At 63.0% G+C, this 14,223-nt stretch carries 15 protein-coding genes; 2 read left to right on the top strand and 13 right to left on the bottom strand.

Features of this window, described 5'->3' with window-relative positions; all coding sequences use genetic code 11:
- Positions 1-76 precede the first annotated feature (76 nt).
- Positions 77-856 (top strand): ferredoxin-NADP reductase, encoded by a 780-nt coding sequence (fpr, locus tag HX881_RS18305; RefSeq protein WP_003443014.1) that lies wholly within the window; start codon positions 77-79, stop codon positions 854-856.
- A 144-nt stretch (positions 857-1,000) separates the two neighbouring features.
- On the opposite strand, the gene tsaA is transcribed toward fpr, so the two are convergent.
- The 4 genes from tsaA to HX881_RS18325 form a co-directional block, all read right to left on the bottom strand.
- Positions 1,001-1,696, bottom strand: coding sequence for a tRNA (N6-threonylcarbamoyladenosine(37)-N6)-methyltransferase TrmO (gene tsaA / locus HX881_RS18310; protein WP_177085833.1), 696 nt, complete (start codon positions 1,694-1,696; stop codon positions 1,001-1,003).
- Positions 1,697-1,707: 11 nt separating this feature from the next.
- The gene (locus tag HX881_RS18315; protein WP_177085834.1) at positions 1,708-3,321 is read right to left on the bottom strand and encodes an NAD(P)/FAD-dependent oxidoreductase; all 1,614 of its coding nucleotides are present in this window, start codon (positions 3,319-3,321) and stop codon (positions 1,708-1,710) included.
- Between the two features lie 108 nt (positions 3,322-3,429).
- Positions 3,430-4,101 (bottom strand): COG3650 family protein, encoded by a 672-nt coding sequence (locus HX881_RS18320; RefSeq protein ID WP_177085836.1) that lies wholly within the window; start codon positions 4,099-4,101, stop codon positions 3,430-3,432.
- A 193-nt stretch (positions 4,102-4,294) separates the two neighbouring features.
- A complete protein-coding gene (locus HX881_RS18325) occupies positions 4,295-4,894 on the bottom strand; it encodes a short chain dehydrogenase (RefSeq protein ID WP_017127659.1) in 600 nt (199 codons plus the stop codon).
- 104 nt (positions 4,895-4,998) lie between these two features.
- On the opposite strand from HX881_RS18325, the gene HX881_RS18330 reads away from it, so the two are divergent.
- Positions 4,999-5,907, top strand: coding sequence for a LysR family transcriptional regulator (locus tag HX881_RS18330; protein WP_042936050.1), 909 nt, complete (start codon positions 4,999-5,001; stop codon positions 5,905-5,907).
- Positions 5,908-6,285: 378 nt separating this feature from the next.
- Here the strand turns inward: HX881_RS18330 and HX881_RS18335 are convergent, their stop codons facing one another.
- From HX881_RS18335 to HX881_RS18375, 9 genes are all read right to left on the bottom strand, one after another.
- Positions 6,286-6,789: a DoxX family protein gene (locus tag HX881_RS18335; protein ID WP_017127661.1), complete on the bottom strand. Its 504-nt coding sequence runs from the start codon at positions 6,787-6,789 to the stop codon at positions 6,286-6,288.
- Positions 6,786-7,562: an HvfC/BufC N-terminal domain-containing protein gene (locus tag HX881_RS18340; protein WP_177085838.1), complete on the bottom strand. Its 777-nt coding sequence runs from the start codon at positions 7,560-7,562 to the stop codon at positions 6,786-6,788. Before HX881_RS18340 ends, HX881_RS18335 begins: the two co-directional genes overlap by 4 nt.
- Entirely contained in the window at positions 7,559-8,449 is an 891-nt protein-coding gene (gene bufB / locus HX881_RS18345) for an MNIO family bufferin maturase (RefSeq protein ID WP_177085840.1), read from the bottom strand. The genes HX881_RS18340 and bufB overlap by 4 nt, the downstream gene beginning before the upstream one ends.
- Positions 8,450-8,475: 26 nt before the next feature.
- Positions 8,476-8,775 carry a BufA1 family periplasmic bufferin-type metallophore gene (locus HX881_RS18350; RefSeq protein WP_017127664.1) on the bottom strand — a complete coding sequence of 100 codons (300 nt, stop codon included), beginning with the start codon at positions 8,773-8,775 and terminating at the stop codon, positions 8,476-8,478.
- A gap of 239 nt (positions 8,776-9,014) precedes the next feature.
- Positions 9,015-9,716: an ABC transporter ATP-binding protein gene (locus HX881_RS18355; RefSeq protein WP_017127665.1), complete on the bottom strand. Its 702-nt coding sequence runs from the start codon at positions 9,714-9,716 to the stop codon at positions 9,015-9,017.
- A complete protein-coding gene (gene livG, locus HX881_RS18360) occupies positions 9,717-10,484 on the bottom strand; it encodes a high-affinity branched-chain amino acid ABC transporter ATP-binding protein LivG (protein WP_017127666.1) in 768 nt (255 codons plus the stop codon).
- On the bottom strand, positions 10,481-11,734 hold the full coding sequence (locus HX881_RS18365) for a high-affinity branched-chain amino acid ABC transporter permease LivM (protein ID WP_017127667.1): 1,254 nt from the start codon (positions 11,732-11,734) through the stop codon (positions 10,481-10,483). Before HX881_RS18365 ends, livG begins: the two co-directional genes overlap by 4 nt.
- Positions 11,731-12,654, bottom strand: a complete 924-nt coding sequence (livH, locus tag HX881_RS18370) for a high-affinity branched-chain amino acid ABC transporter permease LivH (protein ID WP_017127668.1) — start codon at positions 12,652-12,654, stop codon at positions 11,731-11,733. Before livH ends, HX881_RS18365 begins: the two co-directional genes overlap by 4 nt.
- Before the next feature lie 227 nt (positions 12,655-12,881).
- The gene (locus HX881_RS18375) at positions 12,882-14,000 is read right to left on the bottom strand and encodes a branched-chain amino acid ABC transporter substrate-binding protein (protein ID WP_017127669.1); all 1,119 of its coding nucleotides are present in this window, start codon (positions 13,998-14,000) and stop codon (positions 12,882-12,884) included.
- Between the last annotated feature and the right edge of the window lie 223 nt (positions 14,001-14,223).

A 14,223-nucleotide genomic window follows, 5' to 3' on the forward strand; every position in this document is an offset into this window, starting at 1 on the left:
TAGAATGCTATGCAATCGCGCGTCTTGATAGCTGCCCATTGACAGCGCAGACCCAATTTCCAGGAGCCCCACCCCAATGAGCAACATGAATCACGAGCGTGTCCTCAGTGTTCACCACTGGAACGACACCCTGTTCAGCTTCAAGTGCACCCGCGACCCGGGCCTGCGCTTCGAAAACGGTCAGTTCGTGATGATCGGCCTGCAACAGCCTAACGGCCGGCCGCTGATGCGTGCTTATTCGATCGCCAGCCCGAACTGGGAAGAGCATCTCGAATTCTTCAGCATCAAGGTGCCGGACGGTCCGTTGACCTCCCAGCTGCAGCACCTGAAGGAAGGCGACGAGATCATCATCAGCAAGAAACCCACGGGGACCCTGGTGCTCGACGACCTCAAGCCGGGCAAGCACCTGTACCTGCTGAGCACCGGTACCGGCCTGGCACCGTTCATGAGCGTGATCCAGGATCCGGAAACCTACGAGCGTTTCGAAAAAGTGATCCTGTGCCACGGCGTGCGTTACGTCAACGAAGTCGCCTACCGCGAATTCATCACCGAGCACCTGCCGCAGAACGAGTTCTTCGGCGAGGCCCTGCGTGACAAGCTGATCTACTACCCGACCGTGACCCGCGAGCCGTTCGAGAACGAGGGGCGCCTGACCGACCTGATGCGCAGCGGCAAGCTGTTCAGCGATATCGGCCTGCCGCCGATCAACCCGCAGGATGACCGCGCCATGCTGTGCGGCAGCCCGAGCATGCTCGACGAGACCAGCGAAGTGCTCAACAGCTTCGGCCTGAAGGTTTCGCCGCGCATGCGCGAACCGGGTGACTACCTGATCGAGCGCGCCTTCGTCGAAAAATAGGCCCTGGCCTGGTGGTGTGGGAGCGGAGCTTGCCGGCGAAGCCTTGAGCGCCTGGAAGGGCCTCTTCGCCGGCAAGCCGGCTCCCACAGAAAAAAGCCCGCGTTGCCTGGAAAGGCAACGCGGGCTTTTTCGTTTATGGCGCTCCTAGCGGGCGGGAATCACTTCCAGGACACGGATCACGCCCGCTTTCGGGTAATGCCAGCGCACGTCCAGGTCCCAGAACCTGGCGCCGTACTCGCGTTCGGGCGTCGGGGTCTGGTAGGCCGGACGCGGGTCCTGTGCCAGGCATTGCTCGATCAACGCGACCAGGGGCTCTTCCAGGCGCAGGGCGTGGCTCTGGGCCTGTTGCAGGGCCTTATCCGTCCACTGCACGGGAATCAGCCCTGGCGTTGCACTGGCGATGTCGTTGACGGCACCGGCAACATGGTCGGCGTAGGGCACATAGGGCTTGATATCGAGAATCGGCGTGCCATCCAGCAGATCGATGCCCGAGATCCACAACCGATGGCCTTCGACCTTATCCAGCCTGACCACGGACTGGCCGATGCCGTTCGGCCTGTGGGTCGCGCGGGTGGCGAAGACCCCGATGGATTTGTTGCCCCCCAGGCGCGGCGGGCGGACCTTGAGCCGTGGCTTGTCCTCCAGGGCCTGGTGGAACAGGAACAGCAGCCAGACATGGCTGACCTGTTCCAGTCCCTGGACCGCATCGCCCTGGTCGAACGGTGCCACCAGTTCCAGTACGCCCCGTGCCGCCGGCGCCAGTTGTGGCTGGCGCGGGATGGCGAACTTCTCCTTGAAGCAGGAGCGGACGAAACCGATGGGCGAGACGCTATAGCTCATGACGGCCGGCCTCAGGCCTCGATCCCCAGGATATCCCGGGCCACGGCTTCGGCGATGCGAATGCCGTCGACGCCAGCCGAGAGGATCCCGCCGGCATAACCGGCACCTTCGCCGGCCGGGAACAGGCCCTTGACGTTCAGGCTCTGCATCGACTCGTTGCGGGTGATGCGCAACGGTGACGAGGTGCGGGTTTCGATGCCGGTCAGGACCGCATCGTGCAGCGAGTAGCCCTTGATCTGGCGTTCGAAGGCCGGCAGGGCCTCGCGGATGGCTTCGATGGCGAAGTCCGGCAACGCCAGCGCCAGGTCGCCCAGGGCCACCCCGGGCTTGTAGGACGGCTCGACGCTGCCCAGCGCGGTCGAGGGTTTGCCGGCGATGAAGTCGCCGACCAGCTGCGCCGGCGCCTCGTAGTTGCTGCCGCCGAGCACGAAGGCGTGGGACTCCAGGCGCTCCTGCAGCTCGATACCGGCCAGCGGGCCACCCGGATAATCCACCTCGGGGGTGATGCCGACGACGATGCCGGAGTTGGCATTGCGCTCATTGCGCGAGTACTGGCTCATGCCGTTGGTCACCACCCGGTTCGGCTCCGAGGTGGCGGCGACGACGGTGCCGCCGGGGCACATGCAGAAGCTGTAGACCGAACGACCGTTCCTGGCGTGGTGCACCAGTTTGTAGTCGGCGGCGCCCAGTTTCGGGTGCCCGGCGTACTTGCCCAGGCGGGCGCTGTCGATCAGCGATTGCGGGTGTTCGATGCGGAAACCCACCGAGAACGGCTTGGCTTCCATGTACACGCCACGGCTGTGGAGCATGCGGAACGTGTCGCGGGCGCTATGCCCCAGCGCCAGGATCACATGGCGCGAGTCCAGCTGTTCGCCGCTGTCGAGTACCACGCCGGTCAACTGGCCGTCGTCGATCAGCACGTCGGTGACCCGTTGCTGGAAGCGCACTTCGCCGCCCAGGGCCTCGATCTGCTGGCGCATGTTCTCGACCACGCCGGTCAGGCGGAAGGTGCCGATATGCGGTTTGCTGACGTAGAGGATTTCTTCCGGCGCCCCGGCCTTGACGAACTCGTGCAGGACCTTGCGACCGTGGTGTTTCGGGTCCTTGATCTGGCTGTACAGCTTGCCGTCGGAGAAGGTCCCGGCGCCGCCCTCGCCGAATTGCACGTTGGATTCGGGGTTGAGCACGCTTTTGCGCCACAGGCCCCAGGTGTCCTTGGTGCGCTGGCGCACTTCCTTGCCGCGTTCGAGGATGATCGGCTTGAAGCCCATCTGTGCCAGCAGCAGGCCGGCGAAGATCCCGCAGGGACCGAAGCCGACGACGATCGGGCGGGTGCCGAGGTCGGCCGGCGCCTGGCCGACCACGTGGTAGCTGACATCCGGTGCCGGGTTGACGTTGCGGTCGTCGGCGAACTTCTTCAGCAGGGCTTCTTCGCCCCGGGCCGAGAGGTCGATGGTGTAGATGAAGCACAGCTCGGACGACTTCTTGCGGGCATCGTAGCTGCGCTTGAACAGGGTGAAATCGAGCAGGTCATCGCTGGCGATGCCCAGGCGCTGCACGATGGCGGGCCGCAAGTCTTCATCGGGATGGTCGATCGGCAGCTTGAGTTCGGTGATTCGTAACATGACAGGGTCCAGTGTGCGGGCCACGCGGGCGCGCCGGCTTTACAACAAACCGGTGATTATAAGCCCCAACGGGTGTTTTCCGTGAGGCTTGAATGGCAGCTCGTCGAATCAGTCGTTACGTGCGCCGCCGAAAACGCCGCAACCACGCTGGACCTGGCCATTGACTCGCAACTCGGCGCTCAGGCTCTGGACGCTGCCGGTGACGCTGTCGACGCAACGCTGGGGTGCGACCCACAGCTCGATACGCTGGTTGTTGCCTTCGGTGCTCAGGCTGAAACGGCCGTCACCCAGCTGTTCTTCCAGGTAGGGCAGGACGATGGCCGGTTGCTTGTCGCGTTCGAGGACCAGGCCGCTGCCACTGGCCTTGAACGACCAGTCCGGACCATGGCCACTGGCGATCACGGTCTGGCGCTTGAAGTCGGGATCGCCGCAGGTGCCGGTGCCGCGCTCCAGGCGATAGATCTGTTGCAGGTTCATCTGGCCGTCGGAGCCGTCGGCCTTGCTCGCGGAAAAGCTGCCGCGCAGGTCGGCGAACAGTTTGCCGGGCTTGCTCGCCAGGCTGGCGGCCTCCTGGGCGATGCTGGTGTTGCCGCTGTCGTTGACGACAAAGCGACGTTGTTCCTGGCACGGCTGGAACATCAGCTTGCCGTCGACGCTGCTGAGCTCGCCTTGCATGCGGCTCAGGCCGGCGGTGGAGTTCGACGGTTGCGGGGCGAGCATCTGGCACCCGGCGAACAGGGGCAGCAGGGCAAGGAACATGAGGGAACGGGCGGCATGCATCGTGGGGTCTCCTGGCAAGTGCCGCCACGTTACTCAGGCTGGGCGAGCATCACAAGTCCGGCAGACGATGATGCGCCCTCTGTAGGAGCCGGCTTGCTGGCGATCCGCCGTAGGCGGCCAGTCAGTCAGATCTTCCGGCGGCGGTATGCCTGCGATCGCCAGCAAGCCGGCTCCCACGGGGGGGTGTTTCCTTTCAGCCGACGTGATAGGTCTGGCCAGTCTGCAGGCCTTCCACGCTCTTGGCATAGGCGAGGGCCACGTCCGCCGCCGGCACCGGCTTGAAGCCGCGGAAATAGGGGGCATAGCTGCCCATGGCTTCCACCAGCACGTTCGGGCTGACCGAGTTGACGCGCAGGCCGCGTGGCAGCTCGATGGCGGCGGCCTTGACGAAGCCGTCGATGGCGCCGTTGACCAGGCTGGCAGAGGCCCCGGTGCGGATCGGATCGCGGTTGAGGATGCCGCTGGTGAGGGTGAACGACGCGCCGTCATTGGCGTATTCGCGCCCGATCAGTACCAGGTTGACCTGGCCCATCAGTTTGTCCTGCAGGCCAAGGGCAAAGTCCTTTTCGCTCATGTCGGCCAGCGGGACGAAATTCACGTTGCCGGCGGCGCAGACCAGGGCATCGAACTTGCCGGTCTGCTCGAACAGTCTGCGAATCGATGCGCTGTCGCTGATATCCACGTGCAGGTCACCGCTGGTGCGGCCGATCCTGATGATCTCGTGACGAGGGGCCAGCTCTTTTTCGATGGCCGAGCCGATGGTGCCCTGGGCGCCAATCAAAAGAATTTTCATCCTGCGGTTCCTCCAGTGAGTGGTTGAGCTTTTAGTCTAGAGTGGATTTTTCCGCAGATAAGCGTGCTAATAGGCAACCTTTGGTTTTCTTTTGGAAACAATCCGTGAGTGAAATGGATGATCTGGCGGCGTTTGCCGTGCTGGTCGAGGCGGGCAGCTTTACCCTGGCTGCCCAGCAACTGGGTTGCAGCAAGGGGCAGTTGTCCAAGCGCATCAGCCAACTGGAGGCGCAATTCTCCGTGGTGCTGCTGCACCGCACCACGCGACGCCTGAGCCTGACCGCCGCTGGTGCGGCCTTGCTGCCCCAGGCCCAGGCGCTGGTGATGCAAGTGGAGCGGGCGCACCAGGCCCTGGCCCGGCTCAAGGACGATATCGCCGGTCCCGTCCGCATGACGGTCCCGGTGTCCCTCGGGGAGACCTTCTTCGACGGACTGTTGCTGGAGTTTTCCCGGGACTATCCCGACGTCCAGATCGAACTGGACCTGAATAACGGTTTCCGCGACCTGGCCCGTGAAGGCTTCGATCTGGCGATCCGTACCGAGGTCGGCAGCGACGAGCGCCTGGTGGCCCGGCCGTTGCTGGTCATGACCGAACTGACCTGCGCCAGCCCCGCCTATCTGGAGCGCCACGGCGAGCCGCGCACACCCCAGGAATTGGCCAGCCACCGTTGCCTGCTCAACAGCCACTACAGCGGCCGCGAGGAGTGGCAGTACCACCGTGAACATGAATTGCTGCGGGTACGGGTCGCCGGCCCCTTTGCCAGCAATCACTACAGCCTGTTGAAAAAGGCCGCACTGGTGGGCGCCGGCATAGCCCGCCTGCCGTCCTATGTCCTCCCCGCGGAGCTGGCGGACGGCCGCCTGCGCTGGTTGCTGCGGGACTACCGCACCCGTGATATGCCGTTGTACCTGGTGCACCCTTACCAGGGCGGCTTGCCGCGGCGTACCCAGGTATTGGCCGACTACCTGATCGGCTGGTTCAAGCGCAGCGGCGAGGCCCTGGATCGGTTGTAGGTATCAATCCTGAAACAGCACAAACCTGGTAGGAGCTGGCTTGCCAGCGATGAGGCCCTTGAGCCCTGCGGCGTCTGCCCAGACGCTATCGCCAGCAAGCCGGCTCCTACAGATCGGTGTATCACCGCAAAGGATCAAGCTGCCCCCGACCCTGTAGGAGCTGGCTTGCCAGCGAAGAGGCCCTTGAGCCCTGCGGCGTCTGCCCAGACGCTATCGCCAGCAAGCCGGCTCCTACAGATCGGTGTATCACCGCAAAGGATCAAGCTGGCCCCGACCCTGTAGGAGCTGGCTTGCCAGCGAAGAGGTCCTTGAGCCATGCGACGTCTGTAGACGCTATCGCCGGCAAGGACCGCGTCACGTCGAGGAGGGTGCAATCGATCAGCGGTAGCGTCTGGCAATCAGCTGATCGATGGAGAACACTCCCGGTCCCTTGGCCATCAGCAGCAACAGGATGGCCATCCAGGTGCCGTGGGTCGGGTAGGCGTCCGGGTAGACGAACAACTGGATGGTCAGGGTCATGCCGAACAGCGCCAGCGCCGAGAAGCGCGTGGCGAAACCCAGCAGGATCAGCACCGGGAAAAAGTGTTCGCCGAACGCGGACAGATGGGCGGCGATTTCCGGTGACAGCAGCGGCACCTTGTATTCACTGGCGAACAGCGGAATGGTCGAGTTGGCGAGGCGCGGCACGCCCAGGTCAAAAGTGCCTGAGACCAGGTCGATGGCAAAACCCTGGACCTTGGTCTGTCCCGACTTCCAGAACACGGCGGCAATGGAGAAACGGGCGACAAAGGCAATCAGGCTGTAGGGGATCATCTCGAACAGCTGGATGATCCGCCCGATCAGGCGCGCGACGGGATTCTGCGATTCAGTGCGAGTGTTCATGGTCGGGCCTTTTCTTCTGATTGCAGGTGGATGATGGCGCTGTGGCGAATCAGCAGGGCGAGCGCCTGGCTGGGGTCGAACCCGGCACTGGCTTCTGCGGCGCGGACGATGGCCTCGCCCAGCGGCGCGTCGTTTTGCAGGCTCTGGATAAACGCCAGGGTGCCGCTGTCGATCCTGAATACTTCGACTTGCCAGTGCTGGCGCAAGACCAGCGCTGCTTCGCCCTGTGTCGGGTCGACCTGATCCAGGCGGTGCTCGCCCTGGTGGGTCTGCCATAACGACACTACGGCATGGGCTGAATCCAGCACGGCGAGAGCGGGGTGCAGGTGCATGCGCAACGTGACCAGGGACTCCGGGTCGGCAAGGTAGTGGCCGATGTGTTCCGGGCTGACCGGCGTCGCATCGGCGGCGTGATAGGCGTTGATCCGCAAGCGCTCCAGGCGGGCGACATCGGCCAGGTAAGGCACGCTCGCCGCCGGGGCGAAGTCCTGGATAAAGTCGCCGAAGTCCTGGCCGTAATGGTTGAGGATCGGGCTGCGAGGCGGGCATTGCCGGAGGTAGAGGCCGGCCATGGCACGGAAGAACGCCTCGCCGACCAGTTTCATGACCACCGGGTAGCTGTCCGCCAGGGCATTGATCAGCGAGCCCTGGACATTGTTGCGGTACACCGCGAAACGACTGGCCGGATCGGCCCCGTTGACGCTGCACAGGCCGGGTGGGCAGGGCAGTTGCGGGTCGAGCAGCGCGGCGCTGAAGCGGGCCTGGTCGCTCATCGGCGCACCTCGGCTCGATCCAGCAGCGATTGGGCCTGCGCGGCTTCGCCAAGGAGCACGGCAAAGGCCGGCAGCTGGTTGTCGCGTTCGATCAGGGTCGGCTTCGCGCCGATCTTCGCCAGCACCTGTTGATAGAGGGCCCAGACCGCCTGGTCGATGGGCGCGCCATGATCGTCGATCAGCAGCCGGTCGCCGAGGTTGTCGGCGTCCTCGGCAAATCCGGCCAGGTGGATTTCTCCCACCGCGTGCAAGGGCAGCGCTTCGATATAGGCCCACGCGTCGCGCTGGTGGTTGATGCTGGAGACATAGACGTTGTTCACGTCCAGCAACAGCCCGCAACCGGTACGGCGGATGATTTCGCTGATGAAGTCCGCCTCGTCCAGGGTCGAGCGCTCGAACTGCAGGTAGGTGGCCGGGTTCTCCAGCAACATCGGGCGTTTCAAGGTGCTTTGGACCTGGTCGACATGTTCGCAGACCCGCCGCAGGGTGGCCTGGTCATAGGCCAGTGGCAGCAGGTCGTTGAGAAACACCGGGCCGTGGGTCGACCAGGCCAGGTGTTCGGAAAAGGACTGGGGCTGGTAGCGCTCGATCAGCAGCGCCAGGCGCTCGAGGTGTTGCTTGTCCAGTGGGCCTTCGGTGCCGATGGACAGGCCGACGCCATGCAGCGACAGCGGATACTGTTCGCGGATCAGGCCCAGGTAATGGTGAAACGGTCCGCCGGCGACCATGTAGTTTTCGGCGTGGACCTCGAAGAAACCGAGGTCGGGGCGGGTTTCCAGGACCACCTGGAAGTGTTCGGCCTTGAGCCCCAGCCCGCAGCGGGCTGGGAGCCCGGCGCCAATGGCCTGAGCGGGATGATGGGCAGTGGATTGCAGTAGCGTGGACATCTTCGGCGCTCAGGCTGGTAGGAGAATCAGGCCGCTGGGCCCTGTTTCAGGCTGCCCATGCCGTTCGGGGTCTTGATGGTTTCGCAGGTACCGGCGGGGACGAGTTTCCAGGCGTTGGCCTGGTAGTCCTTGGCCGACGTGCCGGCGCAGCTGGTGCCGGCGCCCGCGGCGCAATCGTTCTGGCCCTTGAGGGCCACGCCGTAGCATTTTTCCATTTTGGCGGCGTCGTCGGCATGCGCGGTCATCGGCAAGGCAGCCATGCTCAGTGCGGAACCGAGGGCCAGGGCGAGGGTGGCGGCGGACAGGGTGCGGGAAGTGGTGCTCATGGTCGATCTCCGATGGTTATCAATGATGGAAGCAGTGGTTGGATGGGTTTCATTGCGTTCCTGCCTTACTTGAGCGGCGAGGGCGGGGTTTGTTACAGCATGCTGCAAAAATAATCGATTATTTTTCGGCGGAGTATAAAGATCCGCTCTCCCGGCGTTTGCGCGGGCAAAGAAAAGCCCCGAATGATCGGGGCCTGTCCTTGGAGCGGTGTATCAGGGCCTGCCTGTTACGGGGCGGATCAACCACCCAGGTAGGCTTCGCGTACCTTGGGATCGGTCAGCAGGTCGTTGCCGCTGCCTTCCATCACCACCCGGCCGTTTTCCAGCACATAGGCGCGGTCGGCGATTTTCAGCGCCTGGTTGGCGTTCTGCTCCACCAGGAACACCGTTACACCGTCCTTGCGCAGTTGTTCGATGATATCGAAGATCTGCTGGATGATGATCGGTGCCAGGCCCAGCGAAGGCTCGTCGAGCAGCAACAGCTTGGGCTTGCTCATCAGCGCCCGGCCGATGGCGAGCATCTGCTGTTCGCCGCCGGACATGGTGCCGCCGCGCTGGCTGAAGCGTTCCTTGAGCCGTGGGAACAGCTCCAGGACCTTGTCCATCTGCGCCTGGTAGTCGCCCTTGTCGGTGAAGAAACCGCCCATGGCGAGGTTTTCCTCCACGGTCAGGCGCGAGAACACGCGACGGCCTTCCGGCACCACCGCGATGCTCTTGCGCATGATCTGCGAGGATTCCTGTCCCACCAGCTCTTCGCCCATGTAGCGGATGCTGCCGCTGTGGGCCCTTGGCGAGCCACAGAGGGTCATCAGCAGGGTCGACTTGCCCGCGCCGTTGGCACCGATCAGGGTGACGATCTCCCCCTGGCGAACCTCCACATTGACGCTGTGCAGGGCCTGGATCTTGCCGTAGAAGGTGGAAACGTTTTCGAATTGCAGCATTTACGCTTCCCCCAGGTAGGCTTTGATCACTTCAGGATTGTCGCGGATCTGTTGTGGCGTGCCGTCGGCCAACGGCGTGCCCTGGTTGATCACGACGATATGGTCGGAAATGCTCATGACCAGTTTCATGTCGTGTTCGATCAGCAGGACCGTGACGTTGTGTTCCTCGCGCAGCACGCTGATCAGCGCCTTGAGGTCGTCGGTTTCCCGTGGGTTGAGGCCTGCCGCGGGCTCGTCGAGCATCAGGATCCGCGGGCGGGTCATCATGCAGCGGGCGATTTCCAGGCGGCGTTGCTGACCGTAGGCCAGGGTGCCGGCCGGGCGGTTGGCGAACTCGGTCAGGTTGACCTTGTCCAGCCAGTACGCGGCGTATTCCATGGCTTCGCGCTCGCTCTTGCGGAACGCCGGGGTCTTGAACAGACCGGCCAGGAAGTTGGTGTTGAGGTGACGGTGCTGGGCGATCAACAGGTTCTCGACCGCGGTCATGTCCTTGAACAGACGCACGTTCTGGAAGGTCCGCACCACGCCCTTGCGGGCGATCTCGTGGCCGGCCAGGCCCTGGATCGGCTGGCCGTCGAGCAGGATGCTGCCGGCGCTCGGCTTGTAGAAACCGGTCAGGCAGTTGAACACCGTGGTCTTGCCGGCGCCGTTCGGGCCGATCAGTGCCACCACCTGTTTTTCCTGGACGGTCAGGGCCACGCCGTTGACCGCCAACAGGCCGCCGAAGCGCATGCTCAGGTTTTCTACTTTCAGGATCTCGCGGCTCATTTGCGCAGCTCCATGTGTGGACGTTGCATGGGCAGCAGACCTTGTGGACGCCAGATCATCATCAGCACCATCAGGGCGCCGAACATCAACATGCGGTATTCACTGAACTCACGCATCATTTCCGGCAGCAGGATCATCACGATGGCCGCCAGGATCACGCCCAGTTGCGAGCCCATGCCACCGAGCACGACGATGGCGAGGATGATCGCCGACTCGATGAAGGTGAAGGACTCCGGCGTCACCAGCCCCTGGCGCGCGGCGAAGAAGCTGCCGGCGAAACCGGCGAACGCGGCGCCGAGGGTGAAGGCCGACAGCTTGATCACGGTCGGATTCAGGCCCAGGGCCCGGCAGGCGATCTCGTCTTCACGCAACGCTTCCCAGGCACGGCCGATCGGCATGCGCAGCAGGCGGTTGATCACGAACAGCGCGAGCAAGGCCAGCACCAGGGCCACCAGGTACAGGAACACCACCTTGCTCACCGGGTTGTAGTCCATCCCGAAGAACTCGTGGAAAGTCCGCATGCCTTCGGCGGCGGTGCGGTCGAACGACAGGCCGAAGAAGGTCGGCTTGGGAATGTTGCTGATGCCGTTGGGACCGCCGGTGAGGTCGGTGAGGTTACGCAGGAACAGCCGGATGATTTCGCCGAAGCCCAGGGTCACGATGGCCAGGTAGTCGCCACGCAGGCGCAGCACCGGGAAACCCAGCAGGAAGCCGAAGGTGGCGGACATCAGGCCGGCGATCGGCAGGCAGATCCAGAAGCTCCAGCCGAAGTAGTGCGACAGCAGCGCGTAGCTGTAGGCGCCAACGGCGTAGAAACCCACGTAACCCAGGTCGAGCAGGCCGGCCAGGCCGACCACGATGTTCAGGCCCAGGCCCAGCAGCACGTAGATCAGGATCAGGGTGGCGATGTCGACCGCGCCGCGCGAGCCGAAGAACGGCCAGATCAGGGCGGCCACGATCAGGCCGATGATGATCCAGCGCTGGGTACGCGGCAGGGTCAGGAACTGGCCGACCTTGGGCGAGACCAGCGGGCCCCGGGACGACTTGAACATTGCACTGAACTGTTCGCTGAACAGCACGCGCAGGAACATCAGCACCGAGCAGAGGGCGATGATGGTCAAGGTCACGGGACCGGTGCCATGCACTTCGAGATTGATCCCGACGATGCTCAGCTTGAGGCCGAGTACCGGAAAGGCCACGGCCCATACCAGCAAGGCGCTGAAGAACGCCGATTTGAGATATCTGTTCATACTTTCTCAACCTCCGGACGGCCCAGAATGCCGGTCGGCCGGAACAACAGCACCAGAACCAAAAGACCGAACGCCACCACGTCCTTGTACTGGTCGCCGAACACGTCGGCGCCAAAGGCCTCGGCCACCCCCAGCACCAGCCCGCCGAGCATGGCGCCCGGAATGCTGCCGATGCCGCCCAGGACTGCCGCGGTGAAGGCCTTGAGGCCCACCAGGAAGCCAGCGTTGGGGTTGATCACGCCGTATTGCATGCTCAGCAGCACGGCGGCGACTGCCGCGAGGGCGGCGCCGATGACGAAGGTCAGGGCGATGATGTTGTTGGTATTGATGCCCAGCAGGTTGGCCATCTTGATGTCTTCGGCGCAGGCGCGGCAGGCGCGGCCCAGGCGTGAACGGGAGATGAACAGGGTCAGTCCGGTCATGGCCACCAGGGTCACGACGAATACCAGGACCTGCATGTAGGAAATCAGCACTTCCTCTGCGCCGCCCGGACCAAAGGAGAAACTCCCCGGGATCAGGTTGGGGATGGACTTGTCCTTGGAGTCCTGGGACAGCAATACGGTGTTCTGCAGGAAAATCGACATGCCGATGGCGGAAATCAGCGGGATAAGACGGTTGCTGCCACGCAGGGGGCGGTAGGCAACGCGCTCGATACTGTAGCCATAGGCACTGGTCACGACGATCGTCGCGATGAACGCGGCGGTCATCAACAGCGGCAGTGAGTGGATGCCCAGCATGGCCAGCCCGGCAAGGACGATGAAGGCCACGTAGGAACCAATCATGTACACCTCGCCATGGGCGAAGTTGATCATTCCAATAATGCCGTAAACCATTGTGTAGCCAATGGCTATCAAGGCATAGGTGCTGCCAATGGTCAGGCCATTAACCAGCTGTTGGAAGAAGTGATAGATCTCAGGCATTACAGCGCTCCTAAAAACCCGATACGCATTTCACTGGTGGAGTCATGTTCCGGCCCGGTGCCGTGGTCTGTGGCCACGTTGGCACGAGCGTTTGCCAGCGAACCGCTGGTGACGGTTTTAAGATTTTCAGGTGAGCCAGCTCCCGGATCGCGGGTGTCGGGCCCATAAACCTCGTAAAATAAAGCCCACTGTTCGCACAGTGGGCTTCTTGACCTGTCAGGCCTGACTTACTGAGGGGAAACTTCGGTTTTCGGTTTGCCGAAGTGCCACTGGTAGACCACGAACTTGAAGTCCTTCAGGTCGCCCTTGGCGTCGAAGCTCAGGTCGCCGGTCGGGGTCTTGAAGGTACCGGCGTGGATGGCGGCTGCCACCTTGGCGGTGTCTTCGCTCTTGGCCGCGGTGATGCCACCGGCGATCAGCTCGACAGCGGAGTAGGCCGGGAACACGAACGGACCGCTCGGGTCCTTGCCGTCGGCCTTGATGGCGTCAGCGATGGCCTTGTTCTGCGGATCCGCATCGAAGGATTTCGGCAGGGTCACCAGCAGGCCTTCGGAAGCGTCCTGGGCGATCTGCGAGATGGAGTCGTTGCCGACGCCTTCCGGACCCATGAACTTGGCGTTCAGGCCCTTTTCCTTGGACTGGCGCAGGATCAGGCCCAGCTCAGGGTGGTAGCCGCCGTAGTAGACGAAGTCGACGTTGGCTTGCTTGAGTTTCTGGATGATCGAGGAGAAGTCCTTGTCGCCGGCGTTCAGGCCTTCGAAGACCGCAACTTTCACGCCTTTCTTCTCGAGGGTCTGCTTGACCGCGGTGGCGATGCCTTCACCGTATTGCTGCTTGTCGTGCAGCACGGCAACCACTTTCGGCTTGACGTGGTCGGCGATGTAGTTACCGGCGGCAGGGCCCTGGGCGCTGTCCAGGCCGATGGTACGGAAGACCAGCTTGTAGCCGCGATTGGTGATGTCCGGGCTGGTGGCGGCCGGGGTGATCATGATCACGCCTTCGTCTTCGTAGATGTCCGAAGCCGGCTGGGTGGAGCTGGAGCAGAGGTGACCGACCACGAACTTGACGCCGTCGTTGACCACTTTGTTGGCTACGGCCACGGCTTGTTTCGGATCGCAGGCATCGTCGTATTCAACGGCTTCGAGTTTTTTGCCATCCACGCCGCCCTTGGCGTTGATGTCCTTGATGGCCTGTTTCGCGCCCGTGAACTGCATGTCACCGTACTGGGTCACCGGGCCGGTCTTCGGGCCGGCGATGCCGATCTTGATGGTGTCTGCAGCGAAAGAATGGCTGGCGATACCGGCCAGAACCATAGCGGCGAACAGTTTGGAAATCTGCTTAGTCATTAGTGCTCCACTCTTGCTGTTGTAATTTTTATAGTCCTGACGCCAAGGCAGCAGAACCGGGTTTGAGAACCCCGATTTTCCCCGGCAACTGTACCGATACAGTTTAGAGCGCCCGTCAATCGCTTGAATAGCGGGCAGCCAAGGGCAAAATCGGAGGATGTCGCTTAAATGAAAGAAAAAGACAGAATAGCGGCGGATTGCCATGCAGATTGTTATCTGGATG

Origin of the sequence: Pseudomonas gingeri, from assembly GCF_013386115.1 — a bacterium.
Classification (GTDB): domain Bacteria; phylum Pseudomonadota; class Gammaproteobacteria; order Pseudomonadales; family Pseudomonadaceae; genus Aquipseudomonas; species Aquipseudomonas gingeri.

Bases quoted from the DNA above. Each gene is read 5' to 3' on its own strand.
- fpr (WP_003443014.1), top strand. From the start codon at position 77: ATGAGCAACATGAATCACGAGCGTGTCCTCAGTGTTCACCACTGGAAC.
- tsaA (WP_177085833.1), bottom strand. From the start codon at position 1,696: ATGAGCTATAGCGTCTCGCCCATCGGTTTCGTCCGCTCCTGCTTCAAG.
- HX881_RS18315 (WP_177085834.1), bottom strand. From the start codon at position 3,321: ATGTTACGAATCACCGAACTCAAGCTGCCGATCGACCATCCCGATGAA.
- HX881_RS18320 (WP_177085836.1), bottom strand. From the start codon at position 4,101: ATGCATGCCGCCCGTTCCCTCATGTTCCTTGCCCTGCTGCCCCTGTTC.
- HX881_RS18325 (WP_017127659.1), bottom strand. From the start codon at position 4,894: ATGAAAATTCTTTTGATTGGCGCCCAGGGCACCATCGGCTCGGCCATC.
- HX881_RS18335 (WP_017127661.1), bottom strand. From the start codon at position 6,789: ATGAACACTCGCACTGAATCGCAGAATCCCGTCGCGCGCCTGATCGGG.
- HX881_RS18340 (WP_177085838.1), bottom strand. From the start codon at position 7,562: ATGAGCGACCAGGCCCGCTTCAGCGCCGCGCTGCTCGACCCGCAACTG.
- bufB (WP_177085840.1), bottom strand. From the start codon at position 8,449: ATGTCCACGCTACTGCAATCCACTGCCCATCATCCCGCTCAGGCCATT.
- HX881_RS18350 (WP_017127664.1), bottom strand. From the start codon at position 8,775: ATGAGCACCACTTCCCGCACCCTGTCCGCCGCCACCCTCGCCCTGGCC.
- HX881_RS18355 (WP_017127665.1), bottom strand. From the start codon at position 9,716: ATGCTGCAATTCGAAAACGTTTCCACCTTCTACGGCAAGATCCAGGCC.
- livG (WP_017127666.1), bottom strand. From the start codon at position 10,484: ATGAGCCGCGAGATCCTGAAAGTAGAAAACCTGAGCATGCGCTTCGGC.
- HX881_RS18365 (WP_017127667.1), bottom strand. From the start codon at position 11,734: ATGAACAGATATCTCAAATCGGCGTTCTTCAGCGCCTTGCTGGTATGG.
- livH (WP_017127668.1), bottom strand. From the start codon at position 12,654: ATGCCTGAGATCTATCACTTCTTCCAACAGCTGGTTAATGGCCTGACC.
- HX881_RS18375 (WP_017127669.1), bottom strand. From the start codon at position 14,000: ATGACTAAGCAGATTTCCAAACTGTTCGCCGCTATGGTTCTGGCCGGT.